Here is an 18,270-nt window from a genome sequence, read left to right on the forward strand (position 1 = left end):
AAATACAAGGTCAACCTGACGAAAATCTGCTATAATAGACGAGGATTTCCTGCAAATAAAGGAAATGACAAGCTATCTCCGGCATACAGTAGGGAGAGGCCAGATTAGGAGAGTGAAGTATGAAAATTCGTGTTGGAGTTGTTTTCGGCGGTGAATCTGTCGAGCATGAAGTCAGCGTGATTTCAGCTCTGCAGGGTATTGAAGCCCTGGATAAAGAACGTTATGAAGTGATTCCCTTATATATTTCAAAGCAGCGTGATTTCTATTCGTCGCCTGCGCTGCTGGATGTTGAAAATTATAAAAATCTCGATGAGCTGATTCAGAAAGCGACGCCGGTTGTGCTGGTGAAAAAAGGCAAGGAAGTCGTTGTGGAACCGATTAAAAAAGGTCTGTTTACCAAACCGATCGGCACGGTCGACGTCATCGTTCCGATCATGCATGGTACCAACGGCGAAGATGGAACGATTCAGGGGTATCTGGAAATGCTGAAAATTCCGTATGCCGGCTGCGATGTGATCGGCGCTGCTGTCGGTCAGGATAAAGTTGTGATGAAGCATATTCTGCAGAACAGCGGGTTGCCGGTCTGCCCTTGGTTCTGGCTGTATGGCCATGAATTCGCGCACAAGCAGGAAGCGGTTTTAGCTCAGGTGCATGAATTAGGCTATCCGGTGGTCATGAAGCCAGCTTGCCTGGGTTCTTCGGTCGGCATCACGATCGCGCATAATGACGAAGAATTTATCGCCGGGGTCGAAGACGCACGGCAATATGATAACAAGATCGTTGTCGAACAGATGGTAAAGAACCTGCGGGAGATCAACTGTTCAGTTCTGGGCAGCTGCTTTGATTGTCAGGCCAGCGTCCTGGAGGAAGTCGGCAAGCAGGATGAAATCATGAGTTTTAAAGATAAATATTTAGGTCAGGGCGCAACGAAAAGCGGTTCCAAAGGCGGAGCTAAGTGCGGGACCAAGAGCGGCGATGGCGGAATGGCCAGTGCGGCGCGGATCGTGCCGGCGCCGGTCGATGAAGCGACGACGGAAAAAATCCGGAATCTGGCGATTGAAACCTTCAAGGTGCTGAGCGCCAGCGGCGTATGCCGGATTGATTTTATGATGGATGGCGATAACGGGATGATATACGTCAATGAAATCAATACAATTCCAGGCTCGCTGGCCTATTATCTGTGGCAGCCGGTCGGCGTCAGCTTTACTCAATTAATGGATACGCTGGTATCTCAGGCGATTGACCGCCAGCGTCGGCGGGAGAAAATGATTTTCTCCTATGAAACCAATCTGTTGGCCAGTTACAGCGCAAACAAGAACAACGGCGGAACGAAAGGTACCAAAGGAACGAAATAACCTTTGAACCCCGGTCAGTTAGACGGGTCCTTCCTTAGTTTAGAAAAGTCTGGCAGAAGCCATCTTCGATCCGTTTCTGAAGAAGGGGTTGAAGTAAGGAACAGCCTGAAATCCCGATGAATGTTATTCAAGACGAAACAGCCAAATTGAAAAATAAGAAAAACCAGTTTGATCAACCGGCGTCTTCCATGGAAGCGCAGGAGTTCAAGCTGGTTTCTTTTTATCACTTTTCTGCCATCCCTGATTCACAGGGAAATCCGTTGACCTTGCGGTGACGGCAAGAGGGTATTAGTTATGAATCGTATAATTGACGCCGTCGCTTTCGATCAGAATCGTTCCCAGCTGATCGGTGCGGTAAATGGAAAATCCCATCTTTTCATAGCGTTTCAGCACATCTTCCGAAGGCAGACCATAATCGTTGTTCAAGCCGACGGAGAGGATCACATCTCGGGGATTGACAGCTTCCAAGAATGCTTGAGTAGAAGATGTCTCTGAACCATGATGGGGAGCTTTCAGGATATCGGCCTGGACGTTGGCATAGCTGGCCAGCACATCCTTCTCAGACTGCGCCTGCATGTCGCCGGTGAACAGAATGGAAGTTTGTCCATGGACATAACGCAGGACAATCGAGGAATTGTTGACTTCGGAATACTCCTCGCTAAGCGGTCCCAAGATCGTAAACTGATCTTCACCCAAGGTGAAGGTATCGCCCGGCTGCGGATGGATCAACGACGTCTGCGTCGTTTCGATCGCCTGAATGACGTCTTTGTACGTTTTCGAATCCAGCGTGCGCTGAGGAAGCATGACCGTTTCCACGTCGAAGGAATACAGGACGGCGTCCAGCGAGCCTACATGATCTTCATGGGCATGCGTGCCGATCGCATATTTTAAATGAGTGATTCCCTGCTGCTGCAGATAATCGGTGACCAGTTTCGCGTCGGCATTGTTGCCGGCGTCGATGATCATCGCTTCTGCGCCGGACTGAATCAGAATCGCATCCGCCTGACCGACGTCGATAAAATGAACGGTCAGCGCCGAATTCACCTGCGTGTGAACGGGCGTCGCCGCCGTGTTGTTTCTTAAAGCATCAGATTCAGGCAGCCATTGGGGGCTGAAATAACTCAGACCCGCCAAGATCAAAGCGCCCAGTAACGAACCCAGCGTGACTTTAGCCGTTTTTTTCGATCGGCGGACAGAACGTCTGCGCGTTGTTTTTCTCATAATTCTCCTTTCTTCCGTGACGGCTTTGCCGCTTCTTTCGGGAATCTTTTTTCCTTTGAGCGAACCGGCACAGATCTTTGAATTGAATACCGAAAAAGAATTCGTTTTTATTATGCCGAAAAACTTACCGGACGACAAGTCTTGTCTTTTTTGAAAAGCGAAATGTCAGCTTTTATCCTGTTAAAAACAGCTTTCCTGCTCAGACTGTGAAAGCTGTCAGAATCTTGATCGCCGCCCACCATCGCGGCTTAAAAAAGTTTAGCGGATGATCAAGGTAGAAAATCATTCCAACGGTTGTGATGCCGGATTGCAGCCCTTTGGCGTGCAGACCAGACCCGCCATGGTTTTCTCTGCCTGATCCAGAATGATCGCCCGCCATTCCTTGGGGGTGTGATAGCCTTGGATCTTTTCGCCATTCATTTGATAGGCCGGGATGCCTTCGAGGTTCAGCGCCGGCTTCGCTTCCCAATCCCGATCGACCTCCGCAAGGAAGGTTCCGTTCGTTAAAGCCTGCGCAAACGCCGCGCCGTCCAGTCCCAACTCATCCATGACCATTCGCAGCACCGCCGGATCGCCGATATCTTTCTGCTGCCGGTAGAAAACGTCAAACGTCAGCCGCACATAATCCAGCTCCCGGCCTGCCTGTCTGGCAAAATAAAACCCTTGAAACGCATCGGTCGTGTAGGGATGCGGACTGATCCAGGGCAGATTCATCTCGATTCCCAATGCCTGCGCCATCGGCTTCAACACTTCGTCAAACCGCTTCAGCCGCTTTTCATCATGCATCGGATCGACCTTCGGCGTTGGAAAGCGCCGCAGCTCATAAGGGTGAAAATCCAATTCAACATCCAGACCTTCGATCGCCCGGGATAGCGAATGAAGCCCGACATAACAAAATGGACAGACAAAATCAAAGAAAATCGAAATTTTCATAACAGGCCTTCTTTCTGAACCGATCATAGCCGGCCAGTGCCCCGTTGTCAATGCTTGTGCTTTTTCTGCGGAATTTCCTGCACAATCCCGGCCGCTTATCCATCGCTTCCAGCCGTTAAACATGCTATAATACATCTGGAAAATAAGGAGGAACTCAACTATGTCAACACCGCACAACAGTGCCGAAAAAGGGCAGATCGCCAAAACCGTCCTGATGCCGGGGGATCCCCTGCGCGCCAAATTCATCGCTGAAACATTCCTGGAAAATCCTGTCCAGTTCAACGCCGTCCGCAATATGTTCGGCTACACCGGAACCTATAAGGGTAAAACGATTTCCGTCATGGGCAGTGGCATGGGGATGCCGAGCATCGGCATTTATTCCTATGAGCTGTTCAGCCAGTATGGTGTCGAAAACATTATCCGAATCGGCTCAGCCGGCGCGTATTCGCCGGATTTGAAAGTCTTTGATGTCGTGCTGGCCGACAGCGCCTACAGCGAATCCAGCTATGCGAAAGTCCAGAGCGGTTATGATCAGGATAAAACCTATCCGTCGGAAACGCTCAACCAGCGGATTAAAGACGCGGCAGAAAAACTGGGCATGCCGCTGCATGTCGGCTGCATTCACTCCAGCGACGTCTTCTACCGCGAAGGCGGCAACGATTACATCAAGGAGCTGACAGACGTTCATCATTGCCTGGCTGTAGAAATGGAAAGCTTCGCGCTGTTCCACAACGCCCATGTCTTAGGCAAAAACGCTGCATGCCTGATCACGGTCTCCGATTCCTTTGTCACTTCGGAAGTGACAACCCATGAACAGCGCCAGACATCCTTCACCAAAATGATGGAGATCGCGCTGGAAGCGGCGGAATAAGCACATCTCACGTTTTTCCAATTATCACAAAGCAGAAAGAACCGGCAGCCGCCGGTTTTTTTCTGACTTCAGTTTGGGCAAGCTCCCGGTTGTCTTCCGCTCTCCCTCATAGTCTAGGTTGAAGACGAAAGGGGCTGGATTATGGAAATCTGTGTTATCAAATTCGGGGGGACATCGTTAAAAGAGGAAGCTGCCCGCAATCGCGCTGTCCGCCTGATCCGCCGCCTGATTCCGGAAATGAAAGTGATTGCCGTGGTCTCCGCCATGGGCCGGTATCCTGATCCCTATGCGACGGATACGCTGATGTCCCTTGCCAAATATCTGACCCCTCAGCAGCGCGACCGGCTGGTTTCAGCCGGCGAGATGATCAGTACGCTGGTCATCAATTCCCTGTGCCGTCAGAATGGAGTCCTCAGCGATACCCTCAGCACGCAGGAGCTGGGGATCATCACCAACGATCATTATGGCGAGGCCGAGGTTCTAACGGTGACAACCGGAAAATTGCTTGAAAAACTCGATCATTGCGACTGTTTGATCGTCCCTGGTTATCAGGGAATCACGCTCGATCATGAGATTACGACGCTGGGCCGGGGCGGCAGCGATTATACGGCGATGCTGCTGGCCCAGGCACTGGGGCTGGAAGACGTCTATATTCTGACGGATGTGAGCGGTATTTACGATCGTGATCCGAAAGTTTATCCTGATGCCCGTCATTGGGATGAGATTGATTATGATCAGATGCTGCGGATGATCGACGCCGGCGCGCGGGTGATGCAGCGGCAGAGTATTTTATTTGCGCGCGAACATCAGCTGCGGGTGTGGGTAGGCTCCTCGCTGCAGATTGGGAAAGGAACGTGGATTCAACCATGCGCAGACTCCGAACGTTAATCGTGACTGACAAACCGGCGCAGGTCCGCCGGCTGATCGGCGAATGTGAAATCCTGGGCTGTCCATGCAGCCTGAATTGGGCAAGCAGTCAGAAAGGACTGTCGCCTTTAAGCTTGACAGGCGGACAAATTCGTCCCCAGCCGCTGACCCGAATGCTTCTGGAACGCGCAGAACTCATTGTGATTCTGCCGCCCAGCCGTGATGGCGAGGGAATAGGTCAGCTCAGCCACCGTTTGAAAGCAGGGGTGATCAGCGGGCAATCCATCGACAGTTTGCCTTGCCAGCTGGGGTTGGAAACCGGCCCTGCCTGTCAGTTCCGATTCCCGGCGCCGGAAGCCTGGATGATCGCCACCGCGCTGCAGCCTTTGATGCAATGTCAGGCTGTTCGCCGCATCGGGGTACAGACCACGCGTCAGGAAGAAAATTTGAAAATCAATTCGGGGCTGACTGCGCAGATGCTGCAAAGTCAGCTGAAAACGCTGCTGCCAGGAATCGGCATCGACGTCCGAAATCCCCGCCTGCTGGAAGGAACTCCCTATGTCGAAGCACGCCTGGATCTCTTGCTCAGCCGTTCGCTGAAAGATGGTCAATTCCGCGCTCTTTTACAACATCCGGACCATTCGCTGCTGCTGCCGGTGGAAAAACCGCTGGATAACAGGCAGACTGCCAGCCAGGAAACACGGATTTTGATTGATCAGATCCAAAAGGGGCAGAATGAGAATCAGTGGCGTCTGCGGCTGATTTCCGATCCGCTGCAGGCGTGCCAGATCGCGGCAATCGCCCGTCAAATTGCTGCTGCGGCCGGGCTGACTTTGAAGAATTCCTGAAACTTGAATCCTTTTTCTTGGCAAGCGTCAGGAAACTCGCTATAATGAACACGCAGAACAGGAGGCCAGGAAATGAAGACGATCATTTTTGTCCGGGAGTTGAAAACCGAGGATCAGGCTGCCCGCATTCGTGCGGCGCTGGACGATACCCGGGTTGAATATAAGGTAGCGCTGCAGAGCGGCGCGGTGGTGATCGAAGGTTCCAACGATTTGGTATACGCCGCCAAGACTGCAATCCGCGAAGCGGGATTCACAGTTCAATAAGAAGCAGAGCGCAGAAAACGCTCTTTTCTTTTGGTTAGATCGCAGCTCTGCTTCTCCGCTTTTTTCACAGAAGTCCGCTCATCTGGCCGTAAAAAAATGAATTCTCACAAAGCGGAAGTTCAAGTTTTAGATTCTATCCGGCAACCGAGAACTCCGGGATTGTGCATGGATGGTTTTTATAATCAAGGATAGACAGACTTAATCGGAATCGGCGGAAAACCATAAGATATTGATCATCCCGCAGGCGGCGAAGATCACTTTCAAAATCACGGCGATGCCGGGGGCGTAAAGCGACAGACTGGCGATCAGATCCAGCTGAAAGATACCTTCAATCCCATAAAGCAAACAAGCGAGGATTGACAGGAAAAGACTGATATTAAGAATTCGCTTCATGAACAGTTCCTCCTATTACAGGATAGCGGACGTGCATGGATTTATGCATGAACCGACACAAAAGCGCATACCTTGTGTTGAAAAGGAAAGGTGGAATTATGAAGAAGAAAGTCGCAGTGATCGTTGGGGTCCTTTTGTTGGCCGTCGCCTTGTTTCTTGTGCTGAAGCCCAGCTCGTTTGAAAAGAAGGCAGACAAAACCATGCAGAAGCTGACCAGCTACAAGCTGGAAGGAAATATGGAAATTTCCAGCGGCGAAGAATTCAAGAACTACGCGATTACATCCTCATGGATGAAGGAGGGCGAAGACGAGTATTTCAAGGTCAGCATGATTGATAAGTCGCTGAACCAGGAACAGATCATTCTGAAGAATAAAGAAGGCGTCTTCGTTGTCACCCCTTCGCTCAACCAGGTGTTTAAGTTCCAAGGCGAATGGCCGATGAACTCGCCGAAGCCGTATTTATTGCAGACGATGATGGAAGTGCTGAAAAACGACCATCAGACGAAAAAAGAAAAGGACGGCATTCTGATCAGCGCGGACGCGAAATATCCAAGCGCTGCGCAGCTTGTCCGACAGGAGATCAAGTTTAACAAGGATACAAAACCGTTGTATCTGATTGCCTACGACGCAAATAACGCTCCGGCATTGACCATGGAATTTACAGCGGTCAGCTATAATGAAGGTTTTGAAGCGGGGTATTTTGAGACGCCGAAAAGTTCGATTGAGACACCGACGAGCGGCTATACTGGTCTGATTGAATTGCCGTTGTATCCGATGACCGTTTTTGATTCCAAATTAATCGCTTCCACAGTCTCTTCTGTCAATGGGCAGCCGCAGCATATTCTGGAATTCAGCGGCGAGCGGGATTTCACAGTTGTGCAGACGGAAAGAGCGCCGAGTCAGGAGCTGACAGTGACGGAAGTCAGCGGTGATCTGATCGAAGGGTTGGGACTTGTCGGTTATTATGATGGAAACCGGCTGACGATCACGAACAGTCAGGTCGAGTATTCCGTATATTCCAATGATCTGACGCCGCAGGAGATGATGCAGGTTGTAGAAAGCATGCAAGTATCGGTCATGAAATAATGATGGTGCGCCGAGGGGATGTGTATTATGCTGACCTGGCGGGGAGCGTCGGAAGTGAACAGGGGGGATTGCGGCCGGTCGTGGTCATCCAGAATGATAAAGGGAATCGGTTTTCGCCGACATTGATCGTGGCGCCGATTTCCAGCCGGCTGACAAAACCGCCGATTCCCACGCATGTGATTCTGCCGGCGGATTCTTTGGAGAAGGCGTCGATCGTCCTGCTGGAACAGATCCGGACGATTGATAAACAGCGATTGGGGCAGTGGGTTTGCACCCTGGATCGAAAAACCTTGCAGGCAATCGACGAGGCCTTGTGCGTGAGCCTGGGGTTGGAGTGGGGATAACCGAGGTATTGTCTTGAAAGCTATGACTGATTTTGGGCGGTGTTCTAATTTCTATTTATTAAAAACTGACGGCGTAAAGGTAAATGACACCTTGAGCCGTCAGTCTTTTTCGTTGGAAAGGGAAGGGAAAGTGGTTTCTGTTCCAGGCTGAGTTAGATTGATGAAATGGACAGATTATGAAAATTTATCATTTTCCTTGATGAAGTTAAGGAAATTCGGTTCAGAAGTCGGTTAGGATGGGGCTGCCCGACGGAGGTCGGGTAATGGCGGCATGGGGAGCGAAAGTCGGAATGGATGGGCTGGTGGGAAAGCGGAGGTGAGCACGGGTTCAAGTTCTGGATTCGGGAAAAATCGCAGGGGTGATTGAGTTAGGGACAAGCTTGCCTGAACGAAATGGCTGGAGATTCCCGGCGACTTCTGAAACGGGGATTGCGAAACGGAGTGCGGATGACATAAAAAAATGACCTTGATTCATTCAATCAAAGTCATTGTTATCGCAATGGAGCAGGTGAAGGGAATCGAACCCTCGTGTCAACCATGGCAAGGTTGCGTTCTACCATTGAACTACACCTGCGATAATGGCGGTCCGGACGGGACTTGAACCCGCGATCTCCTCCGTGACAGGGAGGCATGTTAACCACTACACCACCAGACCAATATCGTTGTTTCGGCGCGCGCACTGTAATGTGGCGAAGAAGGCGGGATTTGAACCCGCGCGCCGCTTTCGCGACCTATGCCCTTAGCAGGGGCACCTCTTCAGCCTCTTGAGTACTTCTTCACTTGGTAACTCACAGCGCTTTTATATACTACCATGAAGAAGTACATTTGACAAGTCTTTTTTTAAAATTTTTTTGAAAAAAATAAAAAAATTGAGATTGTCCAAATCGGACGCTTTTATTCCAAATAAGGATGACCTTAAATTATGCCTGTATTCTAAGGCTTAGAAAAAATTTTAAAAGTTTTTTGACTTTTTTAGGGGACTTTTTCAAAAAACGCGCAATATTATAAGTGTAGGGATCATCACTCAAGGAGGGGATATCCTATATCTTACCAGCCGCATTTTATTAAAAACGGATGAAAACACGTCGCGGATACTCACATTCATGGTGAAAGCCTACCAAAATGAAGTAAACAACTTACTTCAGCTCTACATCCAGAACAAACACCCGGTTTACGTCTCATACGGTGATTTCTGTACCTTCATCCCGTTTTGGAGCCGGGCTATGGTCGTTCAGGATGCGAAGGACATTTTTAAACATGTTCAGAAGTTTAACAATCCGAAGCTTAAACTAAAAGCTCCGCAATGCTGCTGGCATCAACCTAACTTCCGAATTACGAACAACGAACTCGAAATTCAAGTCGGCGGCCGTTTTGGCATCGGCGACACGCTGAAACTGCCGATCATGGCCGAACCCTATCAGCAGCGCTATCTGAAAATGGAACTCGGGAAGCTGACCATCCATCCCTGCAAACAAGGATGGGCCGCCGAATTTAATGTGAAGGTTCCGGAAAAACCACGGAGCCTATCGACAAAACGAATGGGAATCGATCTGGGAATTAAAGTTCCGGCGGTCGCGTATACCGACGATGGCAAAATTCGTTTCTTCGGTAATGGCCGTGAGGCCCGCTTCCGCCGCAATGCGTTTTATGCCAAGCTTACGGAGCTGCAGAAAAAAGAAGACTACAAGCGAATCAAAGAATTAAATCATGGACTTTATCGCTGGGAGATTACGCAATGTCATATTCTCAGCTCGCAGTTGATTCAGTTTGCGCTGGAACAGAATGTCGGCGTCCTTTGCGTGGAACAACTTCATGGAATTGGAAAACGCGAAGTCAAGCATTCCCGGGATAAGCGGGATTTAAATCAATGGTCCTACTATCGGCTGATCGACAACCTTCGTTACAAAGCCCGGCGCGAGGGACTTCGCGTAGTTTTCGTTAACCCCCGCAATACATCAAAACGATGTCCGCAATGCGGCAGACTCAACACCCCTGACAAACGTTTTTATCACTGTGTCTGCGGTTTTCGCTGTCATCGGGATCTTGTCGGCGCGATGAATATTGTTCATGCGCCTGAATCCGGTCCTGTGGCCGGATAGCCTGGTAAACTATACGTTCTGTGCCAGGACGGGTCTTTGCGTGCCCTTATCTCAATCACGCTGTGAGGTTTGAACCCAAAAATAATCTTTGAGATAAGGGGATCTCAAAGTGCATAAGGATCGGTCTGTGCCGCTGTTGACAAAAGCCGATCCTTTTCTTTACAATGAAGGCGATCTTTGAAACAGAATCGAATCCCAAAGGAAAGGAACAAATTCCATGCAGAAAATCGCGAAATTTCAAAAAGTAAGTGAAACACAATTCATTCAGGACTGGCTTGATACATTTCCTGGCTCAACGGCGGCGGAAGCGGCCCAGATTTATGATCAGATTCAACTGCCGAAGCGGGCGACCCTCGGTTCCGCCGGCTATGACTTCTTTGCGCCGCAAAGCTTCAGTCTCAACCCCGGCGAGTCGCTTAAAATTCCAACCGGCATCCGCGTCCAAATCGCAGCCGGCTGGGTGCTGAAATGCTATCCGCGCAGCGGCCTGGGATTTAAGTACCGGCTGCAGTTCAACAATACCGTCGGCATTATCGACTCGGATTATTATGGTTCCGATAACGAAGGCCATATTTTCTGCAAGCTGATCAACGACTCCCGTGAAGGAAAGACGCTTTCTCTGGCGCAGGGGGAGGGCTTCATGCAGGGAATTTTTGTTGAATACGGCATTACGGTCGACGATGACGCGGATCAGCTGCGCAACGGCGGCTTCGGCAGCACGACCCAGAAATAAATTGAATAGCATAGAATCAAAATCATAAAGAAAAAACGCAGGTTTTCTCTCCCCTTTGTAACAGTGGGGCAGGGCAATTCTGCGTTTTTCTGATGTTTAAAAACTTTATTAAAAACGGGCACGCCGGGTTATCCTGCGATCTGATTTTTCTGAACGAATATCAAGCGTTCGTTCCGCGGATTAACATCCATTGTCCTTAGTTAAAATCAACGTTTGCTTCTACAACACTTCACTTTCCGCCCGTGCCTTCAGCCGGATCCATCGCTTGTCAATTTCCTTCTGGATGTGATCGACAACCTCGGCGTACTCCGGCTTTCCCAGATGCCGCGTGCGGCCCATCATTTTCAGCCAGTCGAGCGCCGGAATCTGTTTTCCCGTTTTCTCCGGATTGTAATTGATCGTCGTGACACCTTCCTCAATTTCGTACAGCGGGAAATAACCACAGTCCACCGCGGCCTGGATCACCTTGCGTTCCTGGCTCGGCACATCCGCCCAGTTCAGCGGACAGGCAGACAGTGCTTTTAAATACACAAAGCCTTTATTCTTCGCGTAATACTGTGCTTTAGCCGCCTTTTTCAAGAAATCCACCGGCTGCGATTCGGCAACGGTAGCCACATACTGCGCGCCCGCGGCCGCCATGATCTGCGGTGTATCTTTATTGACGAACGTTTTTCCATACTGCGTCTTGCCGATATGCGAAGTAGAACTCCGTGCTCCCATCGGTGTCGAGTAGGAGAGCTGGTAGCCGGTGTTCATGTATCCTCCGTTGTCATATTCCATTAAAATAAACGCATCGTTGCGCAGAGCCGCGCCGATGGCGGAACCCAGACCGATGTCCATACCGCCGTCGCCGCTGATCATGATGAAGGTGATCTCTCCTTTCGGTAATTCTCCGCGCTTCTGACGTTGATGAAACATTTCAGCCAGTCCGGCGACTGTCGCCGCGCCGTTTTGGAATAAATTATGCAAATAAGGAACTTTAAAGGAAGTCTTCGGATAGGAGGTCGTGACGACCATGCCGCAGCCGGTCTGAAACAACAAAACGACCAGGCCTTCGATACCTCGCAGCAACAGGTTCACATTGACGGGAATGCCGCATCCCGGACACGCTCCATGACCGGGCGCCAGCCGTTTCGGCATCGCGGTCGTCGCCGCGATCTGTCCGCCCTGCACCTGCGGCCGGCCTTGTTCATTGAGCACACAGCGGGTGAATCCCAGCTCGGTATCGCCGGCGGACAACGGTTTAAAATACTCAGGCTCCTGAACTGGCTGACCTTCGCTGATCTGCAGATAATCGAACTTCGGCAAATCCTGTCCAACGCATTCCTTGACCAGCTTTACCGCTTCTTCATAGTAAAAATCCTTGCCGCCCAAACCGTAGATCCGCGTATAAACCTCGCAATCCAGCTTTGCCTCCTGCAGTGCCGCCCGGATTTCCAGCGACATATTGCCGCCCTGCGCCCCATAGCTGTCCTGCCGGTCCAGGATGATTAACGTCTGAGCGTGCGCGATCTTCTCGATCAGCTTTGCTTTGGGAAATGGCCGGATCATCGTGAGGGTCGCCGCTCCCGCTTCGATGCCCTCTTTGCGCAGTTGATCGACGGCTTCTTTTAAGGTGTGGAACGTTGAGCCGAGCGCGAAAATCACGACGGCGGCGTCCTCGGCCCGATAGGTTTCGACCAGATGCTGCGGCCGTCCGCTCAGTTCCTCAAATTCCTCAAACAACGGTTCGATTTCATTCAGCGCCTGTTCCATCGCTTCGTGCAGCTGATATTTGTTATTGATCAGATCCGGCTCATTCATATAGGATCCGATCGTCACCGGATGTTCTGTGTCCAAGATGTTAGTGCGTTTTCTGACCGGCCCGACGTAATCCTGAACGTCCTGATCGTCTGCGAAAATCATGCAGCGGCGTTTCTGATGACTGGTGAAGAAACCGTCGAAAGCGACCGCGACCGGCAGATTGACGGCTTCAGCCAGCTTCAGTCCGATCAGGTTGTAATCGTAGACCATCTGCACGCTGTTGGCGAACAGAATAATCCAGCCGCAGTTCAGCATCATCATGATGTCGCTGTGATCGCCCTTGATCGACAGCGGTCCGGACACCGTGCGGCAGGCAACGTTCATAACCATCGGAAACCGGGTGCCTGACTGAACTGGCAGCTGCTCTAGCGCATAAAGCAGACCGTTGGCGCTGGTGGCGTTGAACACACGCCCGCCGCCGGTGCTGGCGCCGTAACAAATGCCGGCGGCGCTGTGCTCGCCTTCAGCCGCGATCAGGGAAATATCATGCAGTCCCTGGGCTTTCATGAGATCGAGGTTTTCGGCGATCTGCGTCGACGGGGTGATCGGATAATAGCCCATCACATGATAGTTGATCTGTTTGGCGGCCATCGCGGCCAGCTCGTTGCCGCTTTCGTACAGACTGATCTGTTTTTTCATCGCGCGGTTCCTCCTTTTTCCAGTATTTCTTCATTCGGCGATTCACTGGTAACCCAGCTGTTGGCACCGGTATGCGTCTGCCGCAGGTCTGGCGTTAACAGATCGCGCACCGGGGTAAAATAATCCGGATGCGGATGTTCTTTTTCCTCACCGCGGGTCAGCGCGTGGGTCGGGCAGATGTCGACGCAGCGCAGGCAGCCTTTGCAGAACCGATAGTCCAGACCGCGGTTAAGCATCGTTTTCCGGCCTTTCAGCTCACCGGGGAAGAACTGAAACACCATATCCGGGCAGGTAGAATCGCACAGACCGCAGTGAATGCATTTTTCCGGCTCAAACAAAGGCAGATAGCCTTCGCGGCTGGCGGACAGGTCGTTGCGGACGGAACTGCCGGGAATCGGGTTAACGCCGCCGATCGGCGCGGTTTTCCAGCCCCAGCCGCCGCTTTCGTTGTCAAAGGGAATCTCGGGATAGCGGTCGTCATCGAAATGATAGGCCCGGACTTCATCGTAGCCGCGCTGCACGCCTTCCAAGTTGGCGCCTAAAAGATCCGGCGCTTTTGTGCCCAGCGTGGCGATCACGGCCTGTTTTACAGCGTCTAACGGGATAAAGCCGCTGACCTTCGCAATCGCGCCAAGCATGACCATGTTCACGCGGGATTTGGACTGCAAGGCCAGTGCGAGGGCGTCGACGCAGTAGATATCCCGGGCGGCCAGCTGCATCCGCTCGCGGATGGCCGCGCCCTCGAGCGCGGTGTTGACGACAACCTGACAATGCCGCTGCACGCCGGCGTTCACCGGCAGCTTGCCGGCCATCGCTTCGTGGAACAATGCCAGGCAGTCGGGATGGCGGACCGGTGAATTGATGCGGATCTCCTGTGTCGGAGCGCTGTAACGGATAAAGGCCTTGACGGGCGAGCCGCGTTTCTCCGAGCCGTAGCTGGAAAAGCTGGCGGCGTTTAAGCCCAGCTGCACCGCGCCCAGCTCGCCCAGCAGCTTGCCGCACAGATTTGCGCCCAGACCGCCGATGCTTTCCAGCCGCATTTCATAATACCCCAGCTCATTGACCCGGGGCAGAGTGGTTTGGATGGTCATGTCGTTTCCTCCTTGAATTCGTTCTTCATGATTCTGCTAGTCATTCTGTCCGTTTTGCGTTGTTTTAACAGTCAAATCCGCCGGGAATTGATGTTTTTTATGTGTCGCTGACGGGGAAAATGAGTATAATTGAGATGACGCAGTTTTCTGCGGCTAAGTTTTAGGAATGAAAATTTCGGGAATTTCCGAAAAATCGAACGAGGTGAAGAAAATGGAATACACAGAAATTCAAGACATGCTTGATTTTATTGCGGCCAGTCCAACCAGCTTTCAGGCGGTGGAGCAGCTGAAAGCGCGGTTAGCGGAAGCCGGGTATGAAGAACAAGTGGAGAGCGCAGCCTGGACATTGACGCCGGGCGGCCGTTATTTTACGATCCGCAATCATTCGAGTCTGCTGGCATGGCAGATGCCGGAAACGCTGGACCAGCTGAGCTTCAACATCGTCGCTTCCCACAGCGATGCTCCGACCTTTAAGCTGAAGCCGAATGCCGTTATTTGTGAAAACGGATATCTCAAGCTGAACACGGAGGGCTACGGCGGCATGCTTTGCAGCACCTGGATGGACCGTCCGCTGGGGCTGGCCGGCCGGGTAATCGTGCGCGAGGGCGAACAGATTGTCAGCCGGTATCTCAATATAGAACGGCCGTTGCTGACGATTCCTTCTTTAGCGATCCACATGAACCGGGAAGCCAATACCAACGCCAGCTACAACGCTCAGAAGGATATGCTTCCGCTGATCGGCCTGGGCAGCGAGCCGTTTGACATGAAAGCGCTGCTGGCGGAAGAACTGGGGATCGCTCAGGCGGATGTGCTCAGCTTTGATCTGTACTTAACTTGTCTGCAGAAAGGCTATGTCTGGGGCCGGCATCACGAGTTTATTTCGAGTCCGCATCTCGATGATCTGCAATGCGCCTATACGACGCTGCAGGGATTTCTGCAGGGACACAGCCGCCGGTCGCTGAACGTGTACTGCTGCTTCGATAACGAGGAAGTTGGCAGCCGCACGCGTCAGGGCGCGGCCTCGGCCTTTTTGATCGACACGCTGCGGCGGATTTTGTCCGCGGTGCAGCTGAAAGAAGAGGAGCTGCAGCGGGCATTGGCCTCGTCGCTGATGATTTCCGCCGATAATGCTCACGCCGTTCATCCCAATGTGCCGGAGAAATCCGATCCGACCAACCGCGTCTATTTGAACCAGGGCATCGTGATCAAATACAACGCCAACCAGAGCTATACCTCCGATGCGATCAGCTCCGCGTTGTTTGTCGAGCTGTGCCGTCAGGCCGGCGTCAAAACGCAGTATTTCACCAACCGCTCGGATTTGAAGGGCGGCGGAACGCTCGGCAGCATCAGCACTTCGCAGGTCAGCATCGCTTCAGTCGATATCGGATTACCGCAGCTGGCCATGCATTCGTGCAATGAAACAGCCGGGATCGAAGACAGCGCGGCGATGATCCGGGCGATCAGGCAGTTTTACAGCACGCACCGCTGCATGCCGGAGGAAGGCGTGCTGATTCAGCAGGCGGATTAAAACGCGGCTGCCGGTCCATAGTAAAAACAGCGGAAACCGCGGGAAGGAGCGAGGCCGATGATTACCGTTGAACAAGTCAGAAACAATCCCCAGGTCAGAACTTATATCCAGAAGGCGGACGAAGCGTTGGCGGCACTGGGGTACACAGAGCACAGCTTCGCGCATGTCGGCAAGGTTGCCAAGGAAGCCCGGGAAATTTTATTAACGCTCGGCTACAGTCCGCGGGAAGCAGAGCTGGCGGAGATCGCCGGATGGCTGCACGATATCGGCAACGTGATCAACCGGGTCGATCATGCGCAGAGCGGCGCGGTCATGGCTTTCCGCATTCTGGACAAGCTGGGTGCAGAGGCGGAGGAAATCTCGACGATCATCAGCGCGATCGGCAATCATGACGAAAGCACGGCTTATCCGGTCAACCCGATTGCGGCGGCGTTGATCCTGGCGGATAAAACCGACGTCCGGCGCTCGCGTGTGCGCAACCGCGACTTCGCGACGTTTGACATTCACGACCGGGTCAACTATGCGGTTCATCAATCGCGGACGGAAATTACTGCCGATCATCAGAAGATCATTCTGGACTTAAAAATTGATACGCAGATTTCCGCGGTCATGGATTATTTTGAAATTTTTATGCAGCGCATGCTGCTGTGCCGCAAAGCGGCGGAAAAACTCGGTCTGACGTTTTCGCTGGTGATTAACGATCAGATCATCTTATAGAGAGAAGGCGAAATATGAAGCGAATTCATCTTAAACCCCAGGATCCATGCTGGTGCGGCAGCGGCCGTCCGTATGGCGAATGTCATCAGGCGTTCGATCAGAAAATTGCGTATTATAAAAAACGCGGCCACATCGTTCCCCCGCACAGCCTGATTCGCACTCCGGCAGAAATCGCCGGGATCCAAGCCAGTGCCGAGATCAATACCGCGGTGCTGGATGCCGTTGCGGCGGCGATTCATGAAGGAATGAGCACGGAGGAGATCGACAAGATTGTCGATGAGACGACGACTGCGCGCGGGGCAATCTGCGCTCCGCTGAACTACGAGGGCTATCCGAAAAGCGTCTGCACCTCCGTCAACAACGAGGTCTGCCATGGAATTCCCAGCCACCGGCGGAAGCTGAAGTCCGGCGATATCGTCAATGTCGACGTTTCGACGATTTACAACGGATTTTATTCCGATGCTTCAAGGATGTTTATGATCGGACAGGTCAGCGACGAAAACCGCCGGCTGGTTGAAGAAACGAAAGAATGCCTCAACCGCGGCATCGCGGCGGCTCAGGCCTGGCATTTTGTCGGCGATATCGGCGCGGCCGTGCAGAGCTATGCGGAAAGCTGCGGTTATTCCGTCGTGCGCGAGCTGGGCGGCCACGGCGTCGGTATCAAGTTCCACGACGATCCGTTTGTTTCCCACGTCGGCAAGAAAAACACCGGGATGCTTTTGGTGCCGGGGATGGTGATGACGGTTGAGCCGATGATCAACATGGGCGGCGCACGCGTGGAAATGGACCGCTACAACGGCTGGACGATTTACACGCAGGACGGCAAATCGTCGGCGCAATGGGAGCATACGATCCTCATCACCGAGGAAGGCCCGCAGATTCTGACGTATTAACGTGCTGTTCAAGCAGCACGACGATGAAAATCCGAAGGGAGATCTACGCATGGAAAATCAAGTTTTAGACGCGATCTTTAACCGCCGCAGTATCCGCCGGTACACAGATCAGCCCGTCAGCAGCGATCAGCTGGATTTAATTCTCAAAGCGGGGCAGGCGGCGCCGAGCGCGATGAATCAACAGCCATGGTATTTTGTGGCGATCCAGCGTAAGGATATGATCGAACAGCTGGCTTCCTTATTGACGGAGAACGAAGATCCCTATTATAACGCGCCGTTGTTAATCGTCGTGTTCGCCGATAAAAAGGCTTATTCGCCGGTAACCGACGCTGCGCTGGCGATTGCCAATATGATGCTGGCGGCGCAGGCGCTGCAGTTGGGGACGTGCTGGATCGATTACAGCCGCCACGTGTTCAATCATCCGAAGTTTGCCGGATTATCCGCCTCGCTGGGCGTGCCGCAGGACTATCTCTGCGTCGGTTCGTTGGTCGTAGGAACCCCGGCAGAACAGCCGGAAGCGCATCCGGTCAAGTCGGAAACGATGACGGTCGTGGCCTGATCATTTATCCCCAAATATAAAATAAAG

At 52.2% G+C, this 18,270-nt stretch carries 18 protein-coding genes and 3 tRNA genes; 13 read left to right on the top strand and 8 right to left on the bottom strand.

Annotation, left to right across the window (positions count from 1 at the left end):
* Positions 1-119 precede the first annotated feature (119 nt).
* The gene (locus tag BQ7364_RS10980; RefSeq protein WP_072684761.1) at positions 120-1,355 is read left to right on the top strand and encodes a D-alanine--D-alanine ligase family protein; all 1,236 of its coding nucleotides are present in this window, start codon (positions 120-122) and stop codon (positions 1,353-1,355) included.
* Between the two features lie 288 nt (positions 1,356-1,643).
* On the opposite strand, the gene BQ7364_RS10985 is transcribed toward BQ7364_RS10980, so the two are convergent.
* Both BQ7364_RS10985 and BQ7364_RS10990 read right to left on the bottom strand, forming a co-directional pair.
* The gene (locus tag BQ7364_RS10985; RefSeq protein WP_072684762.1) at positions 1,644-2,576 is read right to left on the bottom strand and encodes a ComEC/Rec2 family competence protein; all 933 of its coding nucleotides are present in this window, start codon (positions 2,574-2,576) and stop codon (positions 1,644-1,646) included.
* Between the two features lie 282 nt (positions 2,577-2,858).
* Positions 2,859-3,509, bottom strand: coding sequence for a DsbA family oxidoreductase (locus BQ7364_RS10990; protein ID WP_072684763.1), 651 nt, complete (start codon positions 3,507-3,509; stop codon positions 2,859-2,861).
* A gap of 160 nt (positions 3,510-3,669) precedes the next feature.
* Here BQ7364_RS10990 and deoD point away from each other — a divergent pair, with 160 nt between their 5' ends.
* The 4 genes from deoD to BQ7364_RS11010 all read left to right on the top strand — a co-directional run bounded on the left by deoD (position 3,670) and on the right by BQ7364_RS11010 (position 6,359).
* Positions 3,670-4,380 (top strand): purine-nucleoside phosphorylase, encoded by a 711-nt coding sequence (gene deoD / locus BQ7364_RS10995; RefSeq protein ID WP_072684764.1) that lies wholly within the window; start codon positions 3,670-3,672, stop codon positions 4,378-4,380.
* A gap of 141 nt (positions 4,381-4,521) precedes the next feature.
* Positions 4,522-5,268, top strand: coding sequence for an amino acid kinase family protein (locus BQ7364_RS11000; RefSeq protein ID WP_072684765.1), 747 nt, complete (start codon positions 4,522-4,524; stop codon positions 5,266-5,268).
* Positions 5,247-6,095 carry a hypothetical protein gene (locus tag BQ7364_RS11005; RefSeq protein ID WP_072684766.1) on the top strand — a complete coding sequence of 283 codons (849 nt, stop codon included), beginning with the start codon at positions 5,247-5,249 and terminating at the stop codon, positions 6,093-6,095. The genes BQ7364_RS11000 and BQ7364_RS11005 overlap by 22 nt, the downstream gene beginning before the upstream one ends.
* Positions 6,096-6,167: 72 nt before the next feature.
* Positions 6,168-6,359, top strand: a complete 192-nt coding sequence (locus BQ7364_RS11010) for a hypothetical protein (RefSeq protein ID WP_072684767.1) — start codon at positions 6,168-6,170, stop codon at positions 6,357-6,359.
* Positions 6,360-6,557: 198 nt separating this feature from the next.
* On the opposite strand, the gene BQ7364_RS11015 is transcribed toward BQ7364_RS11010, so the two are convergent.
* Positions 6,558-6,752, bottom strand: coding sequence for a hypothetical protein (locus BQ7364_RS11015; RefSeq protein WP_072684768.1), 195 nt, complete (start codon positions 6,750-6,752; stop codon positions 6,558-6,560).
* A 98-nt stretch (positions 6,753-6,850) separates the two neighbouring features.
* Here BQ7364_RS11015 and BQ7364_RS11020 point away from each other — a divergent pair, with 98 nt between their 5' ends.
* Complete coding sequence (locus BQ7364_RS11020) at positions 6,851-7,837, top strand: LolA family protein (RefSeq protein WP_072684769.1); 987 nt, start codon at positions 6,851-6,853, stop codon at positions 7,835-7,837.
* Positions 7,837-8,181 (top strand): type II toxin-antitoxin system PemK/MazF family toxin, encoded by a 345-nt coding sequence (locus BQ7364_RS11025; RefSeq protein ID WP_195396059.1) that lies wholly within the window; start codon positions 7,837-7,839, stop codon positions 8,179-8,181. Before BQ7364_RS11020 ends, BQ7364_RS11025 begins: the two co-directional genes overlap by 1 nt.
* Before the next feature lie 500 nt (positions 8,182-8,681).
* On the opposite strand, the gene BQ7364_RS11030 is transcribed toward BQ7364_RS11025, so the two are convergent.
* The 3 genes from BQ7364_RS11030 to BQ7364_RS11040 all read right to left on the bottom strand — a co-directional run bounded on the left by BQ7364_RS11030 (position 8,682) and on the right by BQ7364_RS11040 (position 8,959).
* Positions 8,682-8,755, bottom strand: a tRNA-Gly gene (locus BQ7364_RS11030).
* 5 nt (positions 8,756-8,760) lie between these two features.
* Positions 8,761-8,836: transfer RNA gene (locus BQ7364_RS11035), tRNA-Asp, on the bottom strand.
* Positions 8,837-8,868: 32 nt separating this feature from the next.
* Positions 8,869-8,959, bottom strand: a tRNA-Ser gene (locus tag BQ7364_RS11040).
* Between the two features lie 445 nt (positions 8,960-9,404).
* Here BQ7364_RS11040 and BQ7364_RS11045 point away from each other — a divergent pair.
* The gene (locus BQ7364_RS11045; protein WP_072684771.1) at positions 9,405-10,280 is read left to right on the top strand and encodes an RNA-guided endonuclease InsQ/TnpB family protein; all 876 of its coding nucleotides are present in this window, start codon (positions 9,405-9,407) and stop codon (positions 10,278-10,280) included.
* Positions 10,281-10,497: 217 nt separating this feature from the next.
* Entirely contained in the window at positions 10,498-11,013 is a 516-nt protein-coding gene (locus BQ7364_RS11050; RefSeq protein ID WP_072684772.1) for a dCTP deaminase/dUTPase family protein, read from the top strand.
* Positions 11,014-11,232: 219 nt separating this feature from the next.
* Here the strand turns inward: BQ7364_RS11050 and BQ7364_RS11055 are convergent, their stop codons facing one another.
* Positions 11,233-13,455 (bottom strand): thiamine pyrophosphate-dependent enzyme, encoded by a 2,223-nt coding sequence (locus BQ7364_RS11055; protein WP_072684773.1) that lies wholly within the window; start codon positions 13,453-13,455, stop codon positions 11,233-11,235.
* Positions 13,452-14,546: a 2-oxoacid:acceptor oxidoreductase family protein gene (locus BQ7364_RS11060; protein ID WP_072684774.1), complete on the bottom strand. Its 1,095-nt coding sequence runs from the start codon at positions 14,544-14,546 to the stop codon at positions 13,452-13,454. The genes BQ7364_RS11055 and BQ7364_RS11060 overlap by 4 nt, the downstream gene beginning before the upstream one ends.
* A gap of 211 nt (positions 14,547-14,757) precedes the next feature.
* Here BQ7364_RS11060 and BQ7364_RS11065 point away from each other — a divergent pair, with 211 nt between their 5' ends.
* Genes BQ7364_RS11065 through BQ7364_RS11080 form a run of 4 tightly spaced genes read left to right on the top strand, consistent with a single transcriptional unit; the run spans position 14,758 to position 18,243 of the window.
* Positions 14,758-16,074, top strand: a complete 1,317-nt coding sequence (locus BQ7364_RS11065; RefSeq protein ID WP_072685055.1) for a M18 family aminopeptidase — start codon at positions 14,758-14,760, stop codon at positions 16,072-16,074.
* Between the two features lie 57 nt (positions 16,075-16,131).
* Positions 16,132-16,791 carry an HD domain-containing protein gene (locus BQ7364_RS11070; protein WP_006061366.1) on the top strand — a complete coding sequence of 220 codons (660 nt, stop codon included), beginning with the start codon at positions 16,132-16,134 and terminating at the stop codon, positions 16,789-16,791.
* Between the two features lie 14 nt (positions 16,792-16,805).
* On the top strand, positions 16,806-17,684 hold the full coding sequence (gene map, locus BQ7364_RS11075) for a type I methionyl aminopeptidase (protein ID WP_072684775.1): 879 nt from the start codon (positions 16,806-16,808) through the stop codon (positions 17,682-17,684).
* Positions 17,685-17,733: 49 nt separating this feature from the next.
* Complete coding sequence (locus BQ7364_RS11080) at positions 17,734-18,243, top strand: nitroreductase family protein (protein ID WP_072685056.1); 510 nt, start codon at positions 17,734-17,736, stop codon at positions 18,241-18,243.
* Positions 18,244-18,270: the final 27 nt, after the last annotated feature.

The sequence above is a fragment of the Holdemania sp. Marseille-P2844 genome, assembly GCF_900120005.1.
Lineage (GTDB): Bacteria > Bacillota_I > Bacilli_A > Erysipelotrichales > Erysipelotrichaceae > Holdemania.

Bases quoted from the DNA above. Each gene is read 5' to 3' on its own strand.
- BQ7364_RS10990 (WP_072684763.1), bottom strand. From the start codon at position 3,509: ATGAAAATTTCGATTTTCTTTGATTTTGTCTGTCCATTTTGTTATGTC.
- BQ7364_RS11005 (WP_072684766.1), top strand. From the start codon at position 5,247: ATGCGCAGACTCCGAACGTTAATCGTGACTGACAAACCGGCGCAGGTC.
- BQ7364_RS11015 (WP_072684768.1), bottom strand. From the start codon at position 6,752: ATGAAGCGAATTCTTAATATCAGTCTTTTCCTGTCAATCCTCGCTTGT.
- BQ7364_RS11055 (WP_072684773.1), bottom strand. From the start codon at position 13,455: ATGAAAAAACAGATCAGTCTGTACGAAAGCGGCAACGAGCTGGCCGCG.
- BQ7364_RS11050 (WP_072684772.1), top strand. From the start codon at position 10,498: ATGCAGAAAATCGCGAAATTTCAAAAAGTAAGTGAAACACAATTCATT.
- BQ7364_RS11020 (WP_072684769.1), top strand. From the start codon at position 6,851: ATGAAGAAGAAAGTCGCAGTGATCGTTGGGGTCCTTTTGTTGGCCGTC.
- BQ7364_RS11070 (WP_006061366.1), top strand. From the start codon at position 16,132: ATGATTACCGTTGAACAAGTCAGAAACAATCCCCAGGTCAGAACTTAT.
- BQ7364_RS11010 (WP_072684767.1), top strand. From the start codon at position 6,168: ATGAAGACGATCATTTTTGTCCGGGAGTTGAAAACCGAGGATCAGGCT.
- BQ7364_RS10980 (WP_072684761.1), top strand. From the start codon at position 120: ATGAAAATTCGTGTTGGAGTTGTTTTCGGCGGTGAATCTGTCGAGCAT.
- deoD (WP_072684764.1), top strand. From the start codon at position 3,670: ATGTCAACACCGCACAACAGTGCCGAAAAAGGGCAGATCGCCAAAACC.
- BQ7364_RS11000 (WP_072684765.1), top strand. From the start codon at position 4,522: ATGGAAATCTGTGTTATCAAATTCGGGGGGACATCGTTAAAAGAGGAA.
- BQ7364_RS11060 (WP_072684774.1), bottom strand. From the start codon at position 14,546: ATGACCATCCAAACCACTCTGCCCCGGGTCAATGAGCTGGGGTATTAT.
- BQ7364_RS11080 (WP_072685056.1), top strand. From the start codon at position 17,734: ATGGAAAATCAAGTTTTAGACGCGATCTTTAACCGCCGCAGTATCCGC.
- map (WP_072684775.1), top strand. From the start codon at position 16,806: ATGAAGCGAATTCATCTTAAACCCCAGGATCCATGCTGGTGCGGCAGC.
- BQ7364_RS11045 (WP_072684771.1), top strand. From the start codon at position 9,405: ATGGTCGTTCAGGATGCGAAGGACATTTTTAAACATGTTCAGAAGTTT.
- BQ7364_RS11065 (WP_072685055.1), top strand. From the start codon at position 14,758: ATGGAATACACAGAAATTCAAGACATGCTTGATTTTATTGCGGCCAGT.
- BQ7364_RS11025 (WP_195396059.1), top strand. From the start codon at position 7,837: ATGATGGTGCGCCGAGGGGATGTGTATTATGCTGACCTGGCGGGGAGC.
- BQ7364_RS10985 (WP_072684762.1), bottom strand. From the start codon at position 2,576: ATGAGAAAAACAACGCGCAGACGTTCTGTCCGCCGATCGAAAAAAACG.